This window comes from Faecalibacterium sp. OF04-11AC (assembly GCF_003460645.1).
Classification (GTDB): Bacteria; Bacillota; Clostridia; order Oscillospirales; family Ruminococcaceae; genus Faecalibacterium; species Faecalibacterium prausnitzii_I.
Genome location: NZ_QTVP01000024.1, coordinates 1 through 17,757, shown reverse-complemented (window position 1 = coordinate 17,757; position 17,757 = coordinate 1). Strand labels below are relative to the sequence as shown.

The window sequence follows — 17,757 nt, the reverse complement described above, 5'->3', positions numbered from 1 at the left end:
CTATGAAACAGAAACTTCTTGCACTGGTCTGTGCGCTGGCCCTGGTGGTCAGCCTGGCAGGCTGTGTCATCTCCACCCCGGACACCGTGGGTTCCCTCGGCGATTACGAGATCTCCTCCGGCCTGTATCTGCTGGCCCAGTACGACGCCTACCAGAAAGCCGCCGACCTCGCTTCCTCCGACCAGGACGCCTCCAACGTGAAAGCTTTTTTGAAGCAGACTATCACCGTGGACAGCGACAGCGGCGAGACGGCCACCGTCAGCGATTATGTCGCCCGGAAAACGCTGGAGAACCTGCAGACCTACGCCGCCACTGAGCTGCGCTTTGACGAGCTGGGCGGCCAGCTGACCGCCGAAGAGGAACAGCAGGCCGACAGCTACGCCCAGCAGCTGATGGACCAGTACGGCGATACCTACAAGGCCAACGGCATCGGGCTGGAGACCGTGCAGCACTTTGAGCGCATCCTGCTCAAGAGCAACGACCTGCTGACCCTCGTTTATGGCAACGGCGGCGAGACCCCCGTCTCGGACGCCGACCTGACGGAGCATCTGGAAAACAACATGGTGGAACTGGCTTATTACGTTGTCCCGCTCTACAACACCAGCACCTATGCCTTTGCGGATGACGACCAGAAAGCCAGATGCTCACGCTGGCCCAGCAGGCCGCCACGGCCGTCAATCTGGCCTCCAATGAGAGTGCTTCGGAGCAGGTCAGTGCCCTGAACGCCGCCGCTCAGGCCGCGCTGCCGGACATCTACGCTGTGCTGGGCGGCACAGCCGACAACACCAGCCCCCAGACCGAGCTGCTGGCTCCTCCACGCTGGACTCCACGTTCACCCAGAGCGGTTCCGCCGATACCATCCGGAACCTTGCCTACGGGCAGGCGGCCGCCGTGCAGTATTCCAGCTATGCCATGATGCTGGCCCTGCGAGTGGACCCGCTGAGCGTTGCCTCGCTGGACGACCTGCGGGATCAGGTCATCACCGACATGAAGACCAGTGAGCTGAAGACCGCACTGAGTGATTACGGTGCCTCCCTGGAGAACCACCTCGACACCTCGGCCATGAACAAACTGCCCATGACCAAGATCGTCAACAAATAAGTTCCGTAAAAGCACAACAGCGCCCTGCCCGGAGAAGCTTCTCCAGAGCAGGGCGCTGTTTTTGCTCTCTTATTTTGCAGTCACCTTTGCAAACTCCGCCGCCAGCGCCGCATTGCAGGAGCGGACGGCAGCGGCCTCCGGCTTGAGGGCCGCGCGGTCGTAGGTAAACAGGCCGTTCACCTCGTCCTCCACGTCGGTCAGCTGGGTGTACACCAGCGCCGAGAGGCCCCGCCCAGCTGGGGCAGAATGGTCTTCCATTGCAGCATTTTATAGCGTTTGGTCAGGTCGGCTTTGTCTTTGGCGGTGCCGTAGCCGTAGGTCTTGCCGGGCGGTTCGTGGCCGGGCATGGGCCAGGCAATGCCGCCGTACTCGCTCAGGGCCACCGTCCGCCCGCCGGGCCGGATGCGGAGCGGGTAGAAGTAATTGTGGCGGGAGTCCACATCTCCCCCGCCCTGGTCGTACCAGCCGCTGGCTTCGTCGATCAGGCGGGTGTCATCCAGCGCCCGGAGGGCCGCCGTGGCGGCGCGGGCATCAAACTGCCCCCACCCCTCGTTGAACGGCACCCAGCACCCGATGCAGGGGTGGCACCGCAGAGCCTCTACAGTGGCTTTTAATTCGGTCTGATAACTTTCCCGGCTGGCTTCCGTCTCGCGCCCCAGCAGCCCCCACAGGGGCTTTGCGTCGGGTGTATGGCGGAGCAGGGGCAGCAGGGCGTTGGTCAGGTAGGTGACGTACCACTGGTTCATCTTCCCGCCGCCGTTCACCATATCCTGCCAGACGATGAGGCCCAGCTTATCGCAGTGGTAGTACCACCGCTGCGGCTCGATCTTGGCGTGCTTGCGCAGCAGGTTGAAGCCCAGCTCCTTGACCTGCTCCAGCTCGTGCACCACCGCCGCGTCCGAGGGCGGGGTATACAGCCCCTCTGGCCAGTAGCCCTGGTCCAGCAGGCCGTTGAGGAGGATGGGCTTTCCGTTGAGGCAGAAGCGCAGGATGCCTTTCGCGTCCGGCTCACAGCTCCATTTGCGGAGGGCAAAATAACTGTGCACGGTATCAAAACCGTCTTCGTCCCCCTGGGTGGTACCCACGGTCAGGTCGTAGAGGAACGGGCTGTCCGGACTCCACGGAAAGAAATGTTCCTCCGGGATGTTCAGCGTCACCTCGCCGTCCTGGTCGGCCTCGTCGCCGCCCCAGTCCTCGGCAATGGTCACGCCCCCGGCCCGCACCACAGCCAGAGGTTTTTTGCCCCGCCGGCTGGGCCGTGTGGGCTTTTACCGTCACGGTCCGGGCATCGTAGTCCGGGGTGACAGTCAGCTCCGTAATGTAATTGTCCGGCACCCGCTCCAGCCAGACGGTCTGCCAGATGCCGCTCTGGGCATGGTAGAACATCCCGCCGGGGGTCAGGGTCTGCTTGCCCCGGGCCTGGGTGCCATTCCCGGTGGGGTCCTGCACGGCCACCCAGAGGGTGTTGCGGCCCGGCCGCAAATAATCGGTGATGTCCAGCGTAAAGGGCCAGTAGCCGCCCCTGTGGCCGCCGGCCAGATGGCCGTTGACCTCCACGGCGCAGGCGTAGTCCACCGCTCCGAAGTGGAGCAGCACCCGTCCGCCCTGCCCCGCCGGGGGCGTAAAGCCGCGGTGGTAGTGGAGCCACTCCCCGGGCTGCAGCGTCCGCCCCACTCCGGAAGCCGGAGCCTCGGGCGAGTAGGGCACCCGGATGGTCCCATCCCACGCCGTGGGGAACTGTGCCGCCTTGGTAAACGCGTATTGCCACGGGCCGTTCAGGGACTCAAAGCTGTCCCGCCGCAGCGCCGGGCGGGGGTATTCGGAAAGTGGGTGCTGCATTTTGCCCTCCTGTTTCCTCTATTGGGCTCCCCTGACAGGAGAGCTGGACGCGCCAAAGCGCGGCCTGAGAGGTTTTATTTTGGATCAAAGCGTTTGCAGTTACTTGCGGTATGCTGCCGCCAGCTTTTCGAGGGCGGGCAGGCTCCGCTTGACTTTCTCGGTGTCGATGCAGTAGGCAAAGCGCACATAGCCCTTGACACCAAACGTATCGCTGGGCACCAGCAACAGGTCAAACTCCCGGGCTTTCATGCAGAACGCGTTGGCGTCTTCTTCCAGCGCCTTGGGAAAGATGTAGAACGTGCCGCCGGGGCGCTCCACCTCAAAGCCCAGCTCGGTGAGTTTGTCGTACAACAGGTTCCTGTTGGTCTCGTAGACGGAGAGGTCGCTGGTGGCATCCAGGCAGCGGCTGACGGCTTTCTGGATGATGCTGGGCGGGCAGTTGTGGCCCGTAAAGCGGGAGATCTGGGCCAGAATGTCCACCAGGATGTCCGCCCCCTCGCAGGCCGGGTTGACCGCCACATAGCCCAGACGCTCGCCGGGCAGGCTCAGCGTCTTGGAGAACGAGAGGCAGGTCAGGGTGTGGGGGTAGAATGCCGCCGGGTAAGGCACGGTCTTGCCGTCAAAAACGATGTCCCGGTAAGGCTCGTCGCTGACGAGGAAGATGTTGTGGCCGTACTCCTTGCTCTTGGCGGTCAGGATCTCGGCCAGCCGGGTCAGGGTCTCCGCCGAGTAAACCACGCCCGTGGGGTTGTTGGGGGTGTTGATGAGGATGCAGGTGACATTCTCGGTCAGCATCTCCTCAAAGGCGTCCAGATTGGGCTGGAATGTGGGCGGCTGGGGCGGCACCACTTTCAGCACGGCACCCGTTCCCCGGACGTAGGCCCGTACTCCGAAAAATAGGGTGCGAACGTCAGCACCTCGTCGCCGGGCTTGGTCACGGCGCGGATGGCGTGGGCAATGGCGCCCGCGGCACCCGTGGTGGGGAAAATATGCTTCTGCTCATAGGGCAGGCCGAACGTTTTGGCCAGATGGGCTGCCGCGGCGGTGCGAAACCCCGGGTCGCCCTGGCTGGGGCAGTAGCCGTGGAGGGCAATGGGCTCCTCCGTGGCCAGCAGGTCCTGCATGGCCGCCGTAAACCGCGGCGGGCAGGGCACGCTGGGGTTGCCCAGCGAGTAGTCAAACACGTTCTCATAGCCGATCTCGGCAGCCCGCTGTTTGCCGTACATAAAGGTCTCACGGATCACGCTCTTGTGGGCCAGCATCGCGCGGTAGGTTTCGTTCAGCATCATGATTCCCCTCTCGCTTTTCGGATCTCTTTTATTTCTTGTCCGGCAGTGCAGACGCATAGCTCTGCTCTACCTTGACGACGCAGCAGTATTTCGGGTCCTGCTCTTTGACGAACTGGCACATCTTTGCCAGCATCTGGTCGATGTCCCCGGTGTATCCCGCCGGGAACACCAGATCAAACAGAACATTGGTGTGGCTGTCCCCCGGCACGATCCGCAGATCGTGGATGGAGAGCCGCGGGTCCAGCTGGCGGGCATGTTCCTTCAAACGGGCCCGCAGCACCCCCACCGACGCGTCCGCCGTGACGATGGGGTCGTAATGGATGGTGACCTGCAGCCGGTCTTTTTTGAGAAAGTCGTTCTCGATGTTGTCGATGACGTCATGGGCCGTCAGCGGGTCGGTCTCGGCCGGGAACTCCACATGCAGGGAGGCGAACTGGTGCCCGGGGCCGTAATCGTGGACCATGAGGTCATGCACGCCCAGTACCCCGGGATAGCTCATGACGGTCCGCTCAATGTGCTCCACCAGCTCGGGGCTGGGGCTCTCGCCCAGCAGCGGGCTCAGGGTATCCATCACCAGGCCCCATCCGGACCAGAGGATGAACGCCGCCACGCCCACGCCCATAATGCCATCCATGATGCCGTAGCCCGTCAGGCTGCACAGGATGGTGGAAAGGAGGACCGCTCCGGTGGTCAGCACATCGTTGCGGCTGTCGGCGGCGGTAGCCATCAGGGTCTCCGAGTTGATCTTTTTGCCCACGGCGCGGTTGAAGCCGCTCAACCAGAGCTTGACGAGGATGGACGCCGCCAGCACCCCGATGCTGAGCCAGCTGAACGCCACCGGCGTGGGGTGGAGCACTTTCAGAGCCGATTCTTTCAGCAGCGAGAGGCCGATGGCCAGAATGGTGACGCTGACCACGAGGCCCGCCAGATACTCGTACCGGGCGTGGCCGTAGGGGTGCTCCGCATCCGGGGCCTTGGCCGCCAGCCGGAAGCCAATGAGGCTGACCACATTGGACGAGGCATCCGACAGGTTGTTCAGGCGTCCGCCATGATGGCGATGGAGCCAAACAGGGTGCCTGCCAGCAGCTTGCCGATGCAGAGTAGAAGATTGCAAGCCATGCCCACCAGACTGGCCAGATTGCCGTAGGCCGTGCGGACAGCGGCGTCTTTCACATCATCCGGGCGCTTGATGAAGCAGCGGATCAGAAATTGAGTCATATCGTACCTCCCGGCTGCCGCAGCAGCCACGTCTTGTTCAGTATAGCACAGCACTTCACGGTTTTAAAGTGTTTTTGCGAATTTTCTTCTCCTTAAGCCAGATCCCCCAGATAACAATCCCCCCGGCGGGGCGGGAATGCCTCACCGGGGGGTGGAAGTTTTTGGTTTCAGGGGGGCTCAGACCTGCTTGGCCGAGGGCTTGCTCAGATCGAGGCTGCGGACGATCTTGCGGACGGGCAGGATGCTCTTGGCGTTCATCGAGAGCTCATCCACGCCCATGCGGAGGAATGTTTCGGTCAGGGCGGTATCCGCGCCCAGCTCGCCGCAGATGCCCACCCAGATATTGTGGCGGTGACCTGCTTCAATGGTCATCCGGATGGCCTTGAGGACGGCGGGGTGATGCGGGTCAAAGAACGGCTCCAGCTTTGCGTTCTGGCGGTCCAGCGCGCAGGTGTACTGGGTGAGGTCGTTGGTGCCGATGGAGAAGAAATCGCACTCCTCGGCCAGATCGTCCGCAATGAGGACGGCGGCGGGGGTCTCGATCATGGTACCCACTTCGAGGTTCTGGTCAAACTTGACGCCCTCGGCGGTGAGCTCCGCGCGGCACTCGTTCAGCACGGCCTTGGCGTCCTGCAGCTCCCGCAGGCTGGTGATCATGGGGAACATGATGCTCATGTTGCCGTAAGCGGAAGCCCGCAGCAAGGCCCGCAGCTGGGTCTTGAAGAAGTCTTTCCGGGTCAGGCAGATGCGGATGGCGCGGTAGCCCAGAGCGGGGTTGTCCTCGTGGTCCAGCTGCATATAGTCCACGGTCTTGTCCGCGCCGATGTCACAGGTGCGGACGACTACTTTCTTGGGGGCCAGGCTCTCCACCACCTGCTTGTACGCCTCAAACTGGTAATCCTCGGTGGGATAGTCCTTGCAGTTGAGGTAGACGAATTCTGTCCGGAACAGGCCGACGCCGCCGGCGTCGTTCTGCTGCACGGCACCCACATCGCCCATGCCGCCGATGTTTGCATACACGTTGATGGTCTTGCCGTCCAGCGTGGTGTTGGGCTTGCCCTTGAGCTCCTGCAGCAGGACCTGCTTTTTCTGATCCTCTTTCTGGCGGGCGCGGAGGCTCTGGAGCAGGTCGGGGGTGGGGTCCACATACACGCAGGCGTTGTAGCCGTCCACCACGGCCATCTTGCCGTCCCAGTCGTCCTGGATATCCTTGCACTGGATCAGGGCGGGGATGTTCATGCTGCGGGCCAGGATGGCCGTGTGGCTGTTGGAGCTGCCCTCCCGGGTGATGAAGCCCAGCAGCAGGCTCTTGTCCATCCGGACCGTCTCCGAGGGGGCCAGGTCGTCCGCCACAAGGATACTGGGCTCGGTGCCCTGCAGGCTGGCGTTGTCCACCCCCTGCAAAATGTCCAGCATGGCCTGCGCGATGTCGATGACATCGGCGCTGCGGGCCTGCAGATAGGGGTCGTCCATGGCGGCAAACACGGCGGCCTGGTTGTCGCCTGCCGTCTTGACGGCATACTCGGCGCAGCGGCGCTGGCCGTTGATGATCTCCTTGATGGCGTCCACGAAGTCGTCATCATCCAGCATCATGGCGTGGATGTTGAACACTTCGGCGATGTCCTCGCCTGCCTCGGCAAGGGCTTTCTCGTACAGGGCGGTCTGCTGGTCGATAGCCTTGGCCCGGGCGTCCTCAAAACGCTCGACCTCCGCGGCGGCGTCGGCCACTTCGGCCGCCGAGATGGCCGTGTTCTTTTTCTTGTAGAGTTTCAGCTTGCCAATGGCAATGCCGTTCAGAATGCTTTTACCGGTACCCACCTGCATCGTTCATTTCTCCTTATCACTCAAATCTCTTGCGTCTGGGAACGAAAAAGCCCCCGCAGTCTCCCGCGAGGGCTTCTCATCACGACATTACACGCGATCAGACGTTCTCGCTCAGGAACTTCTGGATCGCCTCTGCGGCAGCGGCCTCATCGTCGCCCTCCACCTTGACGGTGACGGTATCGCCCTGCTTGACGCCCATGCCCATCAGAGCCATCAGCTTGCGCAGGTCGCAGGTCTTGCCGCCCTTTTCAAGGGTGGCGGTGCTTGCGTAGCCCTTGACCAGCTTCACGAGCAGGCCGGCGGGGCGTGCGTGGATGCCGCATGCATCCTTAACGGTATACTGGAATTCTTTCATAATCATTTTCTCCTTACTTATCCATCCACGGAACGGGCCAGCCGCGCGGCCCCGTCTGCAATAAAAGCCCTGGTTTATTGCGGGATGTTACTATTCTTATTATAAACCTTAGTCGTTCTTTTTGCACCCTTTCATATTGCCGATTTTTCCGCGAAAATTTTGGTATAATTGAACATAATCTTGCCTCAAAAGTACCATCATTGCACAATTTTCTGCTTTTGGGAAAGACTTTTGTTCACTTTCCCACTCACTCGACAGGGTACCCCTCGGCGTCCAGCGGGAGGTCCGTATAGCGGGCCGCTTCCGGCAGAGGCGTCTCGGGTTCGCCGGAGGTCTGCTGGCTCTGGCCGGAGGCGTTCAGCTCCTCGTCATGGCGCTCGCCCCAGTCCCCGCTGAAATCCTCGCCCGAGGTCTCCATGGCCTGCCCGGAGGCGCCGAGCTCCTCGTCATGGCGCTCGCCCCAATCGCCGCTGAAATCTTCTCCCGAGACTTCCGTGGCCTCCTGCATGGCCATAGCGGTCTGGGCGTCTTTCAGGCCGGTGACGACGCCGGAGGCTTCTCCAGCAGGTAGGCCCCGATGGCCTTTTTCTTGTACACCAGCAGCACGCCATAGCTCATGGTGTCGCCCTTGCTCACGGCGGGCAGCAGGGCCGTCCATTTTTCCACGGTCTTGCCCTTGTAGCGGGTCAGGTCCATGCCGCTCTGCTGCACCACCCCGTTGAATGCCGAAAAGCTGTCGTCCCACCTGCGGGGGATCTTGACCTTATCGGCGGCGATGGTGGCCGCGTCCACGTCCAGCCCATAGCCGGTGAACCAGGTCTGGATGTCCTGGGCGCTCTCGATCTTGTTGCCGCTGGCCGCGGCGGCCGCCATGACGCTCCGCCCGCTGATGTACCGCCCCAGCATCGCGCTGAATACCACCAGCGCACAGCATAGCACGCCGACGCCCACCTTTTTGAGCCCGGCCTTTTTCAGCGTTACCACAAACATATACCGTTCCCTCCCACCCATTTGGTTGTGTCCGTACAGTATATGTGGGGAGGGGGTGCAATATGAACCTCTCAGTCTCGCATCCGCTCGACAGCCGTTCCCCTTTCGGCACTTGCGTGCCACCTCCCCCGGCCGGGGAGTCTTTCCTACCAGGGAAGCCCTTGGCAAAGAGGTTTCGTTTTCGGTGAAACTGATTTGCGTTCGCTGGAAAACGTCACGGAATGCCAAAGCCTCCCCTACTAGGGGAGGTGGCATCGAGCGAAGCGAAGATGACGGAGAGGTTTCGTCCCCACAAAAACAAATCCCCCACACCGGGCGTCTCCGGTGCGGGGGTGCGGGAATGGAATCCGAGAATGTCTTCAATCGCTTCTGTCACAGAAGACAACGATGCGGGTCTTGCCACCGTAGGTGCAGGTGTACAGCACCAGATCGTGGCCGCTGTGTTCCACGGCCTCCACATCGGTGGGGTCGTGGACTTCAATGGCAGAAACCGTGTAGTGGTTCTCGATGCCGTCCATGTCGGTGAAACGGATCTCATCGCCTAGGGCGAGGGTGCCGATCTTGCCGAAATGCGACTCGTAGTTGTGCGCCGCGATGACGAGATCATCGGTGCGGGAGGAGCCGAACTGGCGGCAGGGGGAAATTTTGAGTTTGGGGTAGCTCCACTCGCTCATCACCGGCAGGTCGATGCCAATGGCGGGGATGGAGACAGTGCCCACATATTCGTAGCCGTCCAGCTCCACCACGGGCAGCTCCGGGTCAAGGGAGCTGTAGTCGATGGCGGGAGCCGAGGCCGCGCTCTGCGTTTGTTCAACGACTTTTTCCTGTAGATCCTGTACGACGGTCTGGGCTTCCGCGCCGGCCTGGGCGTCCTCCCAGCGGTTGTAGCCGTAGAGGCCCAGCGCCGCCAGCAGCAAGACGACTCCCAGCAGGACACAGAGGACGCCCGGGGATGCTTTACGCATTGTCATCCTCTTTCTTCTTGGTGAGGAGGATCACGCCAGCCGCCAGGAACAGGGTGCCCAGCCCTGCCAAAACCGGCACGGGCCAGTTGAGCTGTCCGGTCTGGATCAGCTTGGGGGCACGCGCGTCAGCCACCGGAGGATTGACGGGCGTTTCCGCGACGGGCACCGCGGGCACCGTGGGGGTGGTATCCGGCCGCGCGTCCAGGACCGGCGGGTTCACCGGGGTCTCCGGGGCAGGCACCACAGGCGTGGGCTTCGGGTCCGGGGTGTAGGGGATATCCGGGATATACGGCGGATTGTACGGCGGATCGTACGGGTCGTCCGGGGCGGAGTTGTTGAACGTGTTGTTGAACAGGATGCTGTCTTCCTTGTCATTGGAGGACTGGTCGGCCTCATAGACCTTGGCCACGGCCACCAGCGTGTCGCCGCTCCAGCTCACGGTGACACGGAGCACCATGGTGCGGGTGTCGTAAGTGCCGTTGAGGGAGCCGCCTTTCCGCTGGGCCACCTCGTACTCATAGGTACCGGGGGCCGTGAAGACGAATGTCTCCGGGAATGTGGCGGTGGTCATATAACCGTTGGAACGGGTGCAGTCCGCCGTGTTGACGAACGCTTCCAGTGCGGCGGCATCGCCGGGCATGGGGGCTTTTTTGCGGGGGGTCAGGCGGATGGTGAGCTGCTCGTCGGGGATGGCATTGCCCGTGCACTTGACGTTGACCGTCAGGTTTTTCAGCTCCACGCGCTGTTCCGTTGCCGCAAAGGCCGCGGGCAGGCTCAGGCTCAGGCAAAGCACCAGCGCCAGCAGCGCCGCCGCGAATTTTCGGATCTTCATTTCATCCCCTCCTTTACTGCTCCGGCGTTGTCATCCACGCCAGAAGAATGGTTCTTGCATCGGTAAACTCAGTGGAACAGGTGGACATGGCCAGCACCTGTGCCCCCTCCCGCGCCCGGACGGTGTCCAGCGTGTCAGAGTGCAGGTGCAGCGCGTTCTCCTGTGCGAAATCGAGCAGACCGTTCAGGTTTGCGTCCCACTGGTTCACGTCGAAGATGGCATCCTCGGACGCGGGCACCAGCAGACAGGCGAAAATTTGTAAGTGGTAGGTGCGGTCGGGCAGGACCAGCGTGCCGGTGGTGTTCTCGTTGAAGAACGTCTCATCCTTGTACAGGTCAAGATCTCCAAACATCTTGCTGTTTTCCATGTGGTGGCCGTACAGCAGCGAATACGGATCGTGGAAGCTGCCATCACAATCGGAATCCAGGAAGATGCTGCCGGCCAGTGCAAAGTCGCCGTAGACATCGGTGTTGATGTAGCTGAAATTGTTCTCGCCCTGCACCACAGGGTAATCAATGGCGGTGTTGTCCAGGGTGAGCCAGGCTTTCACGTCCGAGTTGATGGCCAGCAGCTCCTCAAAGGAGGCGCCGTTCTCGCCATCGGCGGCAGGCTTGAACTGCAGCAGCTCGCCCTGCACGTTATCCACGGCGGCATAGACCTGGTTGTTATCCCACAGCGCGTAAGCGGAGTAAGCGCCCGCCGTGAGGAGGAACAGCACCACCACCGCGCTGATCAGGAAGTCGGCTGTCCGCAGCGCTACACGTTGCCAAGTGATACAGCCCACCTCCAGTCAGCTTGCGATGTTGGTTCTTGTTCAGAGAATTGCGAGTCCGGTTACGAGCGTCACCTCTTCGCCAGAGCCTCCCCTACTAGGGGAGGTGGCACGGCGAAGCCGTGACGGAGAGGTTGTACGGAGCAGCACCTGCGTTGTTCCGCTTGGCCGAAAGGCGTCCTTTGTCCAACCTCTCAGTCTCGCATCCGCTCGACAGCTCTCCTAGTAGGAGAGCCTTTGGCATTCCGCAAGGTCTGCTGTTATCGCCAGAGGCTCTTAAAAGTGTTTGCGGAGAGAGTGTTCAATTACTCTTCCTCGCGGCGCTTCTTGATGACCAGCATCATAGCACCACCAGCCACAACAGCCAGCATCAGGATGTAAGGAGCATTGTCGAGGATGACGCCGGTGTCGATGTTGCCATCGCCTTTTTTGTTGGTATACGAGACGTTCTCGTCTGCACTAGCGATCTTATCAGTGCCGCTGGTAGTACGGCTAGTCACAACACTGCCCTCATTAACTTTATAAGTGGTGGTATAGCCATTTGCCGGGCTGTCATCAGTGTAATCATCTTCCTCAACGGTAAAGGTCACACCATAAGGCAGGTTCTTGATTTCAATTTTGCTTGCATCTTTCAGGTAAACAGTTGCGGACTCACCAACCTTAATGGAAGTTGCGGACTTCTCAGTCTCACTCTTGTTAATACCACCGACGATTTCGTAACCGCCCTGATTGTAGGTCTTGCCCTCTTCGCCAACCAAAGTAACTGTGAATTTAAAGGCCTTGTTCTTGTCGCCCAAGCTGCCATCAACAGTCTTGTCAACATTCAGAGAACCAGCAGAATAGGTATTGTCGTCAAAGGAGTCAGACTTGTTCGAAGCCTCCCATTTTCCCTCAGCATTCTTCGCTTCAGTATGGACACCTGCCACACGGATGGTGCCATCTGCCTTATTGATAACCGTGACAATCAGCTTAATCTCTGCAGTACGGTAAGTAACACCAGCAGTAGTACCTGCTTTCTCTTTCAAAGTATACTCATAAACACCAACATGGTCATAAGACGGCAGTGTAATTTCAAATTCCTGTGTTTCTTTGCTGTCGTTGCCCGCTGCGCCCTCATCGTAGACAACCTTTGCAACGTAAGCTGACTCATTGCCGTCCAATCTTTCCAGTGCCGGTGCAGAACCTGCATCGCCATCGACAACTACACCATCGCCCTCCTGATACAGATAGAATGTCTCAGCCGGGCTAGTGCCATCGCCTTCCAGATTGTAGGTCTTGCTAATCTTCACAGTAGGCTCATCTTCATCGCCCTTAGCCGCAAATGCCATCGGAGTTGCCATTGCGAACATCATGGACAGTGCCAGAGCGCCGGCGGTCAGTTTTTTCGCAGTGTTGAGTTTCATGTGGATTCCTCCTAAATATTATATCAATGTTTTCAAGAACTTACAAGCTCCGCCGCCGCAGCAGGGTGATCACCTTTGCTTTGACGTCGGTGAGGGCCACCGGGCCAAAATCCCGGCTGTCCTCGGATTGCGTGCGGTAGTCTCCCAAGATGAAGACGCTGTCCGCAGGGACGGTGTAGGGGTACTCGAGGGTGTCTTTCGCGTAGGTGGGGTAAAGGATCTCGCCGCTCTGGGCCGAGCCGTTGACGATCAGCGTTCCCGAATCGTCCAGTGCGATGAGGTCGTTCTCGCGGCCCAGGACACGGCCCACCCGGAGCTTGCCGTCCTGCTCATAGAGCACCACGTCGTTCTTGGCGTAAGTGCCCTGCAGCCGGTATGCGATCAGCAGGTCGCCGTCCTTGACGGCGGGGAACATGCTGTTGCCGGAGGCCTGTGTCAGCAGGAACACCTGCGTGAACAGCACCCACGCGGCTGCCGCCAGCACCACCACCCGGCCCAGTAAACTGAGCGCGTCCCGGCGGTCCTGCGCGGCGTTGCGCCGCTTGTGCAGGGCTCTGCGCCCTGCCGTGAGCGGGTCTTGCGGAGGGAGTGTTTTTGCGGCTTTCGCCATCAACATCCCTCCTCAAGGTTCTCTCCGGGAGGTGTATGGGCTTCCAGCAGGGCGTTATACCTTGCTCTCTCGGCCCGGATGGCGTTTTCGTACAGGCCGTAGAGCTCCTCCAGCTTCTTCCACATCTGCACTTCATCCACGCCGCCGAGCAGGTTCTTGCGGAACTTCACCTTGCGGTACCATTCCACGATCTCCAGCTGCTCCTGGCTGATGCAGGCATCCTCCGCGCCGGGCAGGCGCTGTGCGGGCTGCGGGCCTCCTTTGGCTTTTTCTTTTGCCATCCATCCACCTCCTTTCGTGATTTTATTTGGCTTGGAAGTTGGCTTATTCATCGTCGTCGTTCTTCCGTTTCCGGAGGAAGAGCAGCACGCCGCCGCCCACGACGACCACGAGGATCAGGATGTAGGGGAGGGTGTCGAGGAGGACACCGTTGTCAACCTGGGCGTCCTTTTCGTTGGTAACAGTGATATTGATCTCGTCCAGATCGATCATATCATCCGTGATGGTAATCGTAGTAGTTTTTTCGTTTTCGCCTGTGAACTCCTGTCCATTGGCTCGAAGCAATCCGTTAGAAGTGTTCGGGTAGTAGATCTGAGCTGTGGTATCATAATCGCTTGCATCATATTCCGTAATGGTAATGACGTCTCCGACCTGAACCATCAAATTATTCAGCGTTCCAGGCTCCCCATGTGCCAGAGTAAATTCCTGACGGAAGTCATTCGGGCCTGTTACTACGATTCTGAACTGCTTGCTACGGTCACCAAACAGACCTTCCACCTTTTTCGTGATCGTCCGAATCGGCTTCTGTGTCTCAGGTTCCCATACAGCGTAGAAATAAACTGTGCCATCCTCACGGACCGCATCCGTGCTCGTTGTCAGATATCCATAATCGTTTGTTCCCCGTTTCAGCCATTCATTGTCTTCAATCAATGGACCGTGAACATTGATATCTCCCAGCGGGTCTTCCGTGTACCAGCCTTTCAGCTTATACCTCACGCCTTCAACAGTTTTTGTTGCTCCAATCTCTACAGCCGTAGTCTTGATAACAGCTTCGCCCTCTTTGTAGTTCCCGGAATCGACCTGCGACCACTTTTCTTCTCCTTTCGTCGGGTCTTTTACCATGAACTTCGCGGTAAAGGCTTTCTTGGTAACAACGCTGATTGCGCAATCGATATGATAGTTCTGATTTCCACCGTTATTACGAGAAATCTTTCGGGGCGTCAGGACGATCTCAGTAATATCACCTACTGTCAGGTCATTGATACCCGTGTCATTTTTTATGGATTCAATGTAGTTTTTGCTTATCTCGTTCCAGATCGATGTAAAGTAACCTCCTGTAGTCAGATCATCCTTTTTCACCGTCCAGGTCGTTCCTGTGCTTCCATCTGGCCACGAAGTGATATAATTTGTCAGAATCTGGCCGTTTCCTGTTACAATATTTTTGTTCGGAATTGCACTGTTATCATTAGTGTAGCCATTCGTCCAAGTAGCACCTGCCGTACTGATTTTTGCTTCCAGCTTACTCTGATTTGCCGTAGGTGCCCACTCGCCTGTGTCATTGTTCATCGGGTCGCCAGTAGGCAATTTCAAGAAGTAGATATAAGCACTGCCACTGTACTTATCTTCAAACTTAGTTACATTGATGGTAAACTCCTGAGCATCAAAATCGTACTTTCGATTGCCGTAATAAATATAGTAAGTGTGTTTGAGTTTTGCCGTACCTACAGACTTACCTTTAATTGTCGGATTCTGAATATTTTTCTCCGAGGTGAAAGATACCACATCATCGCCAGACTCAATCGTCCAAGTATGATAGTTTGTATAAAAATTCGGATAATATGCTTTTCCTGTTATCGTATACGTTCCATTCAACGGCATTTCAATGTTACTGCCATCACTATAGACCGTATATGCTTTATCTTCATTTGCCAATTCTGCCATCCGGTCATCTGCATCGCTGCTATCACTGTCATTTGCTTTGGACAGGTCTGCAACCAGAATTGCAAACGGAGAGAAGCCGTTGGTCGTGAAAGTCAAGTCACCATCGCTGGTAACATTCACTTTCAGCTCTTCCAGATCAGCGCCCTGATGGAAGACTTTTACGTCTGCCGCCGAGGTGAGGTCCAGACCGGAAATGGTAACTTTGCTGGTCTGCTCAAGCTCAAGACCGCCCTCATCTTTGGGGCTGATATTGAATGTATAAAGGGTGTTATACTCTTCTGAGTCAACCTTTTGCACAAGCTCATTTAACAATTTGTCCTGAGTATCTGCATCCAGCGTCTCAACATTCAGCGTTGTTGCACCCTCTACTTTGAAGCTGATGGTCTGGCCGTCAAGCGTAACGCTCTTGGTAGCTTCCGGCTTCTTCCACTTCGCGTAGACTTCCACGGTCGTGCCCTCGGAAATGTACAGGAACTCGTCAAACACGAACTTCTGCTCGTCGCCCAGATCGTCGGTATAGTACCAGCCTGCAAAGGCGCGGCTGTTGCCCTCGGGGTCATCGTTGGAGGTGGGGTCCGCGAACTGATAATCTTTCAGGTTCGCGCCGTCGGCGGCGGTCATGATGTGGTAGCAGCCTTTCTCGGTGCCGTACATGGCCAGATACTGTTCCACGGTCATTTCAGCGGTCTTGGCGGCGTCGGCGATGTCCGCGAGGTCGTAGCTGCTCATCTTCTTGAGCCAGAAGTGGTAGATGTTGGTGGGGATGGAGAACGCCGCGTCCACCTGCATCTGGTCGCCATCGGGGAGCGCGGCCGCGTCGTCATCGGGGAACGTCGTGCCGCTGGTGTCGTACTCATAGACGGTGTTGCCGCTTGCGTCGGTGGTGGTCTTCGTCGCGCCCTCTTTGGCATGGGTGTCATCGGCCACGGGGGGCTCGTCGCCCTCGACGGGTTTTTCCACCTCATTGTCCATGGCTGCGGGCTCGTCGTCCACGACGGGTTTTTCCACCTGATCGTCCATGGCTGCGGGCTCGTCATCCACGACGGGTTTTTCCACCTCATCGCCCTGTGCCGCGGCTCGTCGCCCATGCCGAAGTCATCATCCAGCGCCTCGGGCTCGTCCGCCACGGCGAAGTCATCGTCCAGCGCCTCGGGCTCGTCGTAGAGATCCATGGGTTCCGGCTCCGTGCCGGGGTCGGCGGCCTCCACTACTTCGGTGCCCGGCGTGTCAAGCCCCTCGCCCGTGCCGTTTGCAAAGGCGGGCAGCAGACAGCTGCACACGAAAATCAGCGCGAAGCACAACGCAAGCACCCGTTTGGCCAGCGGAAGCTTTTTCGCCGTGTGTTTTGCAAGATTTTTACGCATTTTTCATGCCCTCCTTTGGGATAGAGTCCGGGGTCGTGTCCATTCCCGATGCCTCGCAACAAAAAAGGCCGCATCCACACCCCGCCTGTCACAGCGGTGTTGAATGCAGCCGAACTATCTTCTGGTTTTCTGGCGTTTCCCTCCGGGGAATGCCAGCACAAAAGACTCCAAGCTTTGCGTCCCCGGCTCACGCCAGGTTTGCCAAAGTTTTCAGTTTCGCGGGGTGTTCCCGGCTGCTGGTACTATCCTACACAGCCCGGGATGCAAAAGGTGTCATTCGGTGGCGGGGCGCTGATTTTTCCGCCTGGCCGCCCGGCCCTTTCACTGGTGTTATTTTACCAAATTTGGCCTTGTCCATGCAAGTGTCCAAATGGACACAAAAACGGAATTTGCGTCTGTTTCTATCCAAAATCAGCCATTTCTTGTAGAGATTGCCCAATATAATCCCCCCAAAGTTTGTGCACTCCACCAACAAAAAGTTACAAATTTGTGTCTGCTAACCCGTGCGAAACAGACACGGGTCGGATAAATAAGTATTACTATATCGGTTGAGTTCGCGGGAGTTTCTGGAATTTCATCCGTTTCCGGGACTCCCGGAAACGCTGCAAAACCTCTCCGTCATCTTCGCTCACGCTCAATGCCACCTCTCCTGTCAGGGGAGGCTTTGGCATTCCGTCGCGTTTTCCAGCAAAACCAAATCAGTTTCATCGAAAACGAAACCTCTTTGCCAAGGGCTCCCCTGCCAGGGGAGCTGGCGCCGCAGGCGTCTGAGAGGTTGGACAAAGGACGCCTTTAGAGTGAGCGGAATAACGCAGGTGCTGCTCTGTACAACCTCTCCGTCATCTTCGCTCACGCTCGATGCCACCTCTCCTAGTAGGGGAGGCTTTGGCATTCCGTGACGTTTTCCAGCAAACGCAAATCAGTTTCATCGAAAACGAAACCTCTTTGCCAAGGGCTCTCCTGCCAGGAGAGCTGTCGAGCGGATGCGAGACTGAGAGGTTGGACAAAGGACGCCTTTAGAGTGAGCGGAATAACGCAGGTGCTGCTCTGTACAACCTCTCCGTCATCTTCGCTTCGCTCGATGCCACCTCTCCTAGTAGGGGAGGCTTTGGCATTCCGTGACGTTTTCCAGCAAAACCAAATCAGTTTCATCGAAAACGAAACCTCTTTGCCAAGGGCTCCCCTGCCAGGAAAGACTCCCCCGGCCGGGGAGGTGGCACGCAAGTGCCGAAAGGGGAACGGCTGTCGAGCGGA

21 protein-coding genes and 1 riboswitch are annotated in these 17,757 nt (G+C 58.6%); of the genes, 3 read left to right on the top strand and 18 right to left on the bottom strand.

Annotation, left to right across the window (positions count from 1 at the left end; genetic code table 11):
- The first annotated feature begins 2 nt into the window (after window positions 1-2).
- From DXA70_RS10555 to DXA70_RS14615, 3 genes are read left to right on the top strand one after another with little or no spacing between them, the layout of a single operon-like run.
- Window positions 3-722 carry a hypothetical protein gene (locus tag DXA70_RS10555; RefSeq protein WP_243001319.1) on the top strand — a complete coding sequence of 240 codons (720 nt, stop codon included), beginning with the start codon at window positions 3-5 and terminating at the stop codon, window positions 720-722.
- Window positions 641-916, top strand: coding sequence for a hypothetical protein (locus tag DXA70_RS14620; protein ID WP_243001318.1), 276 nt, complete (start codon window positions 641-643; stop codon window positions 914-916). Before DXA70_RS10555 ends, DXA70_RS14620 begins: the two co-directional genes overlap by 82 nt.
- Window positions 892-1,101: a hypothetical protein gene (locus DXA70_RS14615; protein WP_243001317.1), complete on the top strand. Its 210-nt coding sequence runs from the start codon at window positions 892-894 to the stop codon at window positions 1,099-1,101. The genes DXA70_RS14620 and DXA70_RS14615 overlap by 25 nt, the downstream gene beginning before the upstream one ends.
- A 69-nt stretch (window positions 1,102-1,170) precedes the next feature.
- Here the strand turns inward: DXA70_RS14615 and DXA70_RS14610 are convergent, their stop codons facing one another.
- From DXA70_RS14610 to DXA70_RS10490, 18 genes are all read right to left on the bottom strand, one after another.
- Complete coding sequence (locus DXA70_RS14610) at window positions 1,171-1,314, bottom strand: hypothetical protein (RefSeq protein ID WP_243001316.1); 144 nt, start codon at window positions 1,312-1,314, stop codon at window positions 1,171-1,173.
- Entirely contained in the window at window positions 1,299-2,147 is an 849-nt protein-coding gene (locus tag DXA70_RS14605; protein ID WP_243001326.1) for a glycoside hydrolase family 2 TIM barrel-domain containing protein, read from the bottom strand. Before DXA70_RS14605 ends, DXA70_RS14610 begins: the two co-directional genes overlap by 16 nt.
- Window positions 2,148-2,151: 4 nt before the next feature.
- Entirely contained in the window at window positions 2,152-2,940 is a 789-nt protein-coding gene (locus DXA70_RS14600) for a sugar-binding domain-containing protein (protein ID WP_243001315.1), read from the bottom strand.
- Window positions 2,941-3,039: 99 nt separating this feature from the next.
- Window positions 3,040-3,798, bottom strand: coding sequence for an aminotransferase class I/II-fold pyridoxal phosphate-dependent enzyme (locus tag DXA70_RS15520; protein WP_347553551.1), 759 nt, complete (start codon window positions 3,796-3,798; stop codon window positions 3,040-3,042).
- Window positions 3,792-4,229 (bottom strand): aminotransferase class I/II-fold pyridoxal phosphate-dependent enzyme, encoded by a 438-nt coding sequence (locus DXA70_RS15515; protein ID WP_347553550.1) that lies wholly within the window; start codon window positions 4,227-4,229, stop codon window positions 3,792-3,794. Before DXA70_RS15515 ends, DXA70_RS15520 begins: the two co-directional genes overlap by 7 nt.
- Window positions 4,230-4,257: 28 nt before the next feature.
- Window positions 4,258-5,238: a cation diffusion facilitator family transporter gene (locus DXA70_RS10540; RefSeq protein ID WP_347553549.1), complete on the bottom strand. Its 981-nt coding sequence runs from the start codon at window positions 5,236-5,238 to the stop codon at window positions 4,258-4,260.
- Window positions 5,239-5,264: 26 nt separating this feature from the next.
- Window positions 5,265-5,447, bottom strand: coding sequence for a hypothetical protein (locus DXA70_RS15510; RefSeq protein ID WP_347553548.1), 183 nt, complete (start codon window positions 5,445-5,447; stop codon window positions 5,265-5,267).
- A gap of 177 nt (window positions 5,448-5,624) precedes the next feature.
- Complete coding sequence (gene ptsP / locus DXA70_RS10535) at window positions 5,625-7,271, bottom strand: phosphoenolpyruvate--protein phosphotransferase (RefSeq protein ID WP_128118448.1); 1,647 nt, start codon at window positions 7,269-7,271, stop codon at window positions 5,625-5,627.
- Window positions 7,272-7,368: 97 nt separating this feature from the next.
- A complete protein-coding gene (locus DXA70_RS10530; RefSeq protein ID WP_112115724.1) occupies window positions 7,369-7,632 on the bottom strand; it encodes an HPr family phosphocarrier protein in 264 nt (87 codons plus the stop codon).
- A 241-nt stretch (window positions 7,633-7,873) separates the two neighbouring features.
- Entirely contained in the window at window positions 7,874-8,044 is a 171-nt protein-coding gene (locus tag DXA70_RS14595) for a hypothetical protein (protein ID WP_243001314.1), read from the bottom strand.
- Window positions 8,045-8,157: 113 nt separating this feature from the next.
- Window positions 8,158-8,616, bottom strand: a complete 459-nt coding sequence (locus tag DXA70_RS14590) for a DUF4830 domain-containing protein (RefSeq protein WP_243001313.1) — start codon at window positions 8,614-8,616, stop codon at window positions 8,158-8,160.
- A gap of 359 nt (window positions 8,617-8,975) precedes the next feature.
- On the bottom strand, window positions 8,976-9,581 hold the full coding sequence (locus tag DXA70_RS10520) for a sortase (protein ID WP_158565164.1): 606 nt from the start codon (window positions 9,579-9,581) through the stop codon (window positions 8,976-8,978).
- Window positions 9,574-10,413, bottom strand: a complete 840-nt coding sequence (locus DXA70_RS10515) for an FctA domain-containing protein (protein WP_128118446.1) — start codon at window positions 10,411-10,413, stop codon at window positions 9,574-9,576. Before DXA70_RS10515 ends, DXA70_RS10520 begins: the two co-directional genes overlap by 8 nt.
- Window positions 10,414-10,426: 13 nt before the next feature.
- Complete coding sequence (gene srtB, locus DXA70_RS10510; protein WP_128118445.1) at window positions 10,427-11,197, bottom strand: class B sortase; 771 nt, start codon at window positions 11,195-11,197, stop codon at window positions 10,427-10,429.
- 293 nt (window positions 11,198-11,490) lie between these two features.
- Window positions 11,491-12,588, bottom strand: coding sequence for an FctA domain-containing protein (locus DXA70_RS10505; protein ID WP_128118444.1), 1,098 nt, complete (start codon window positions 12,586-12,588; stop codon window positions 11,491-11,493).
- Window positions 12,589-12,628: 40 nt separating this feature from the next.
- Window positions 12,629-13,198 carry a signal peptidase I gene (lepB, locus tag DXA70_RS10500; protein WP_128118443.1) on the bottom strand — a complete coding sequence of 190 codons (570 nt, stop codon included), beginning with the start codon at window positions 13,196-13,198 and terminating at the stop codon, window positions 12,629-12,631.
- The gene (locus tag DXA70_RS10495; protein ID WP_128118442.1) at window positions 13,198-13,479 is read right to left on the bottom strand and encodes a hypothetical protein; all 282 of its coding nucleotides are present in this window, start codon (window positions 13,477-13,479) and stop codon (window positions 13,198-13,200) included. The genes lepB and DXA70_RS10495 overlap by 1 nt, the downstream gene beginning before the upstream one ends.
- 43 nt (window positions 13,480-13,522) lie before the next feature.
- Window positions 13,523-16,195 carry a hypothetical protein gene (locus DXA70_RS10490; protein ID WP_128118441.1) on the bottom strand — a complete coding sequence of 891 codons (2,673 nt, stop codon included), beginning with the start codon at window positions 16,193-16,195 and terminating at the stop codon, window positions 13,523-13,525.
- Between the two features lie 409 nt (window positions 16,196-16,604).
- Window positions 16,605-16,716: riboswitch (cyclic di-GMP riboswitch) on the bottom strand.
- Between the last annotated feature and the right edge of the window lie 1,041 nt (window positions 16,717-17,757).

Excerpts from the sequence above, each read along its gene's own strand:
- DXA70_RS10505 (WP_128118444.1), bottom strand. The coding sequence starts at position 12,588 with ATGAAACTCAACACTGCGAAAAAACTGACCGCCGGCGCTCTGGCACTG.
- DXA70_RS15510 (WP_347553548.1), bottom strand. The coding sequence starts at position 5,447 with ATGACTCAATTTCTGATCCGCTGCTTCATCAAGCGCCCGGATGATGTG.
- DXA70_RS14600 (WP_243001315.1), bottom strand. The coding sequence starts at position 2,940 with ATGCAGCACCCACTTTCCGAATACCCCCGCCCGGCGCTGCGGCGGGAC.
- lepB (WP_128118443.1), bottom strand. The coding sequence starts at position 13,198 with ATGGCGAAAGCCGCAAAAACACTCCCTCCGCAAGACCCGCTCACGGCA.
- DXA70_RS15515 (WP_347553550.1), bottom strand. The coding sequence starts at position 4,229 with ATGATGCTGAACGAAACCTACCGCGCGATGCTGGCCCACAAGAGCGTG.
- DXA70_RS10515 (WP_128118446.1), bottom strand. The coding sequence starts at position 10,413 with ATGAAGATCCGAAAATTCGCGGCGGCGCTGCTGGCGCTGGTGCTTTGC.
- DXA70_RS10530 (WP_112115724.1), bottom strand. The coding sequence starts at position 7,632 with ATGATTATGAAAGAATTCCAGTATACCGTTAAGGATGCATGCGGCATC.
- DXA70_RS14595 (WP_243001314.1), bottom strand. The coding sequence starts at position 8,044 with ATGGAGACCTCGGGCGAGGATTTCAGCGGGGACTGGGGCGAGCGCCAT.
- DXA70_RS10555 (WP_243001319.1), top strand. The coding sequence starts at position 3 with ATGAAACAGAAACTTCTTGCACTGGTCTGTGCGCTGGCCCTGGTGGTC.
- DXA70_RS10495 (WP_128118442.1), bottom strand. The coding sequence starts at position 13,479 with ATGGCAAAAGAAAAAGCCAAAGGAGGCCCGCAGCCCGCACAGCGCCTG.
- DXA70_RS14620 (WP_243001318.1), top strand. The coding sequence starts at position 641 with ATGCTCACGCTGGCCCAGCAGGCCGCCACGGCCGTCAATCTGGCCTCC.
- ptsP (WP_128118448.1), bottom strand. The coding sequence starts at position 7,271 with ATGCAGGTGGGTACCGGTAAAAGCATTCTGAACGGCATTGCCATTGGC.
- DXA70_RS14590 (WP_243001313.1), bottom strand. The coding sequence starts at position 8,616 with ATGTTTGTGGTAACGCTGAAAAAGGCCGGGCTCAAAAAGGTGGGCGTC.
- DXA70_RS10520 (WP_158565164.1), bottom strand. The coding sequence starts at position 9,581 with ATGCGTAAAGCATCCCCGGGCGTCCTCTGTGTCCTGCTGGGAGTCGTC.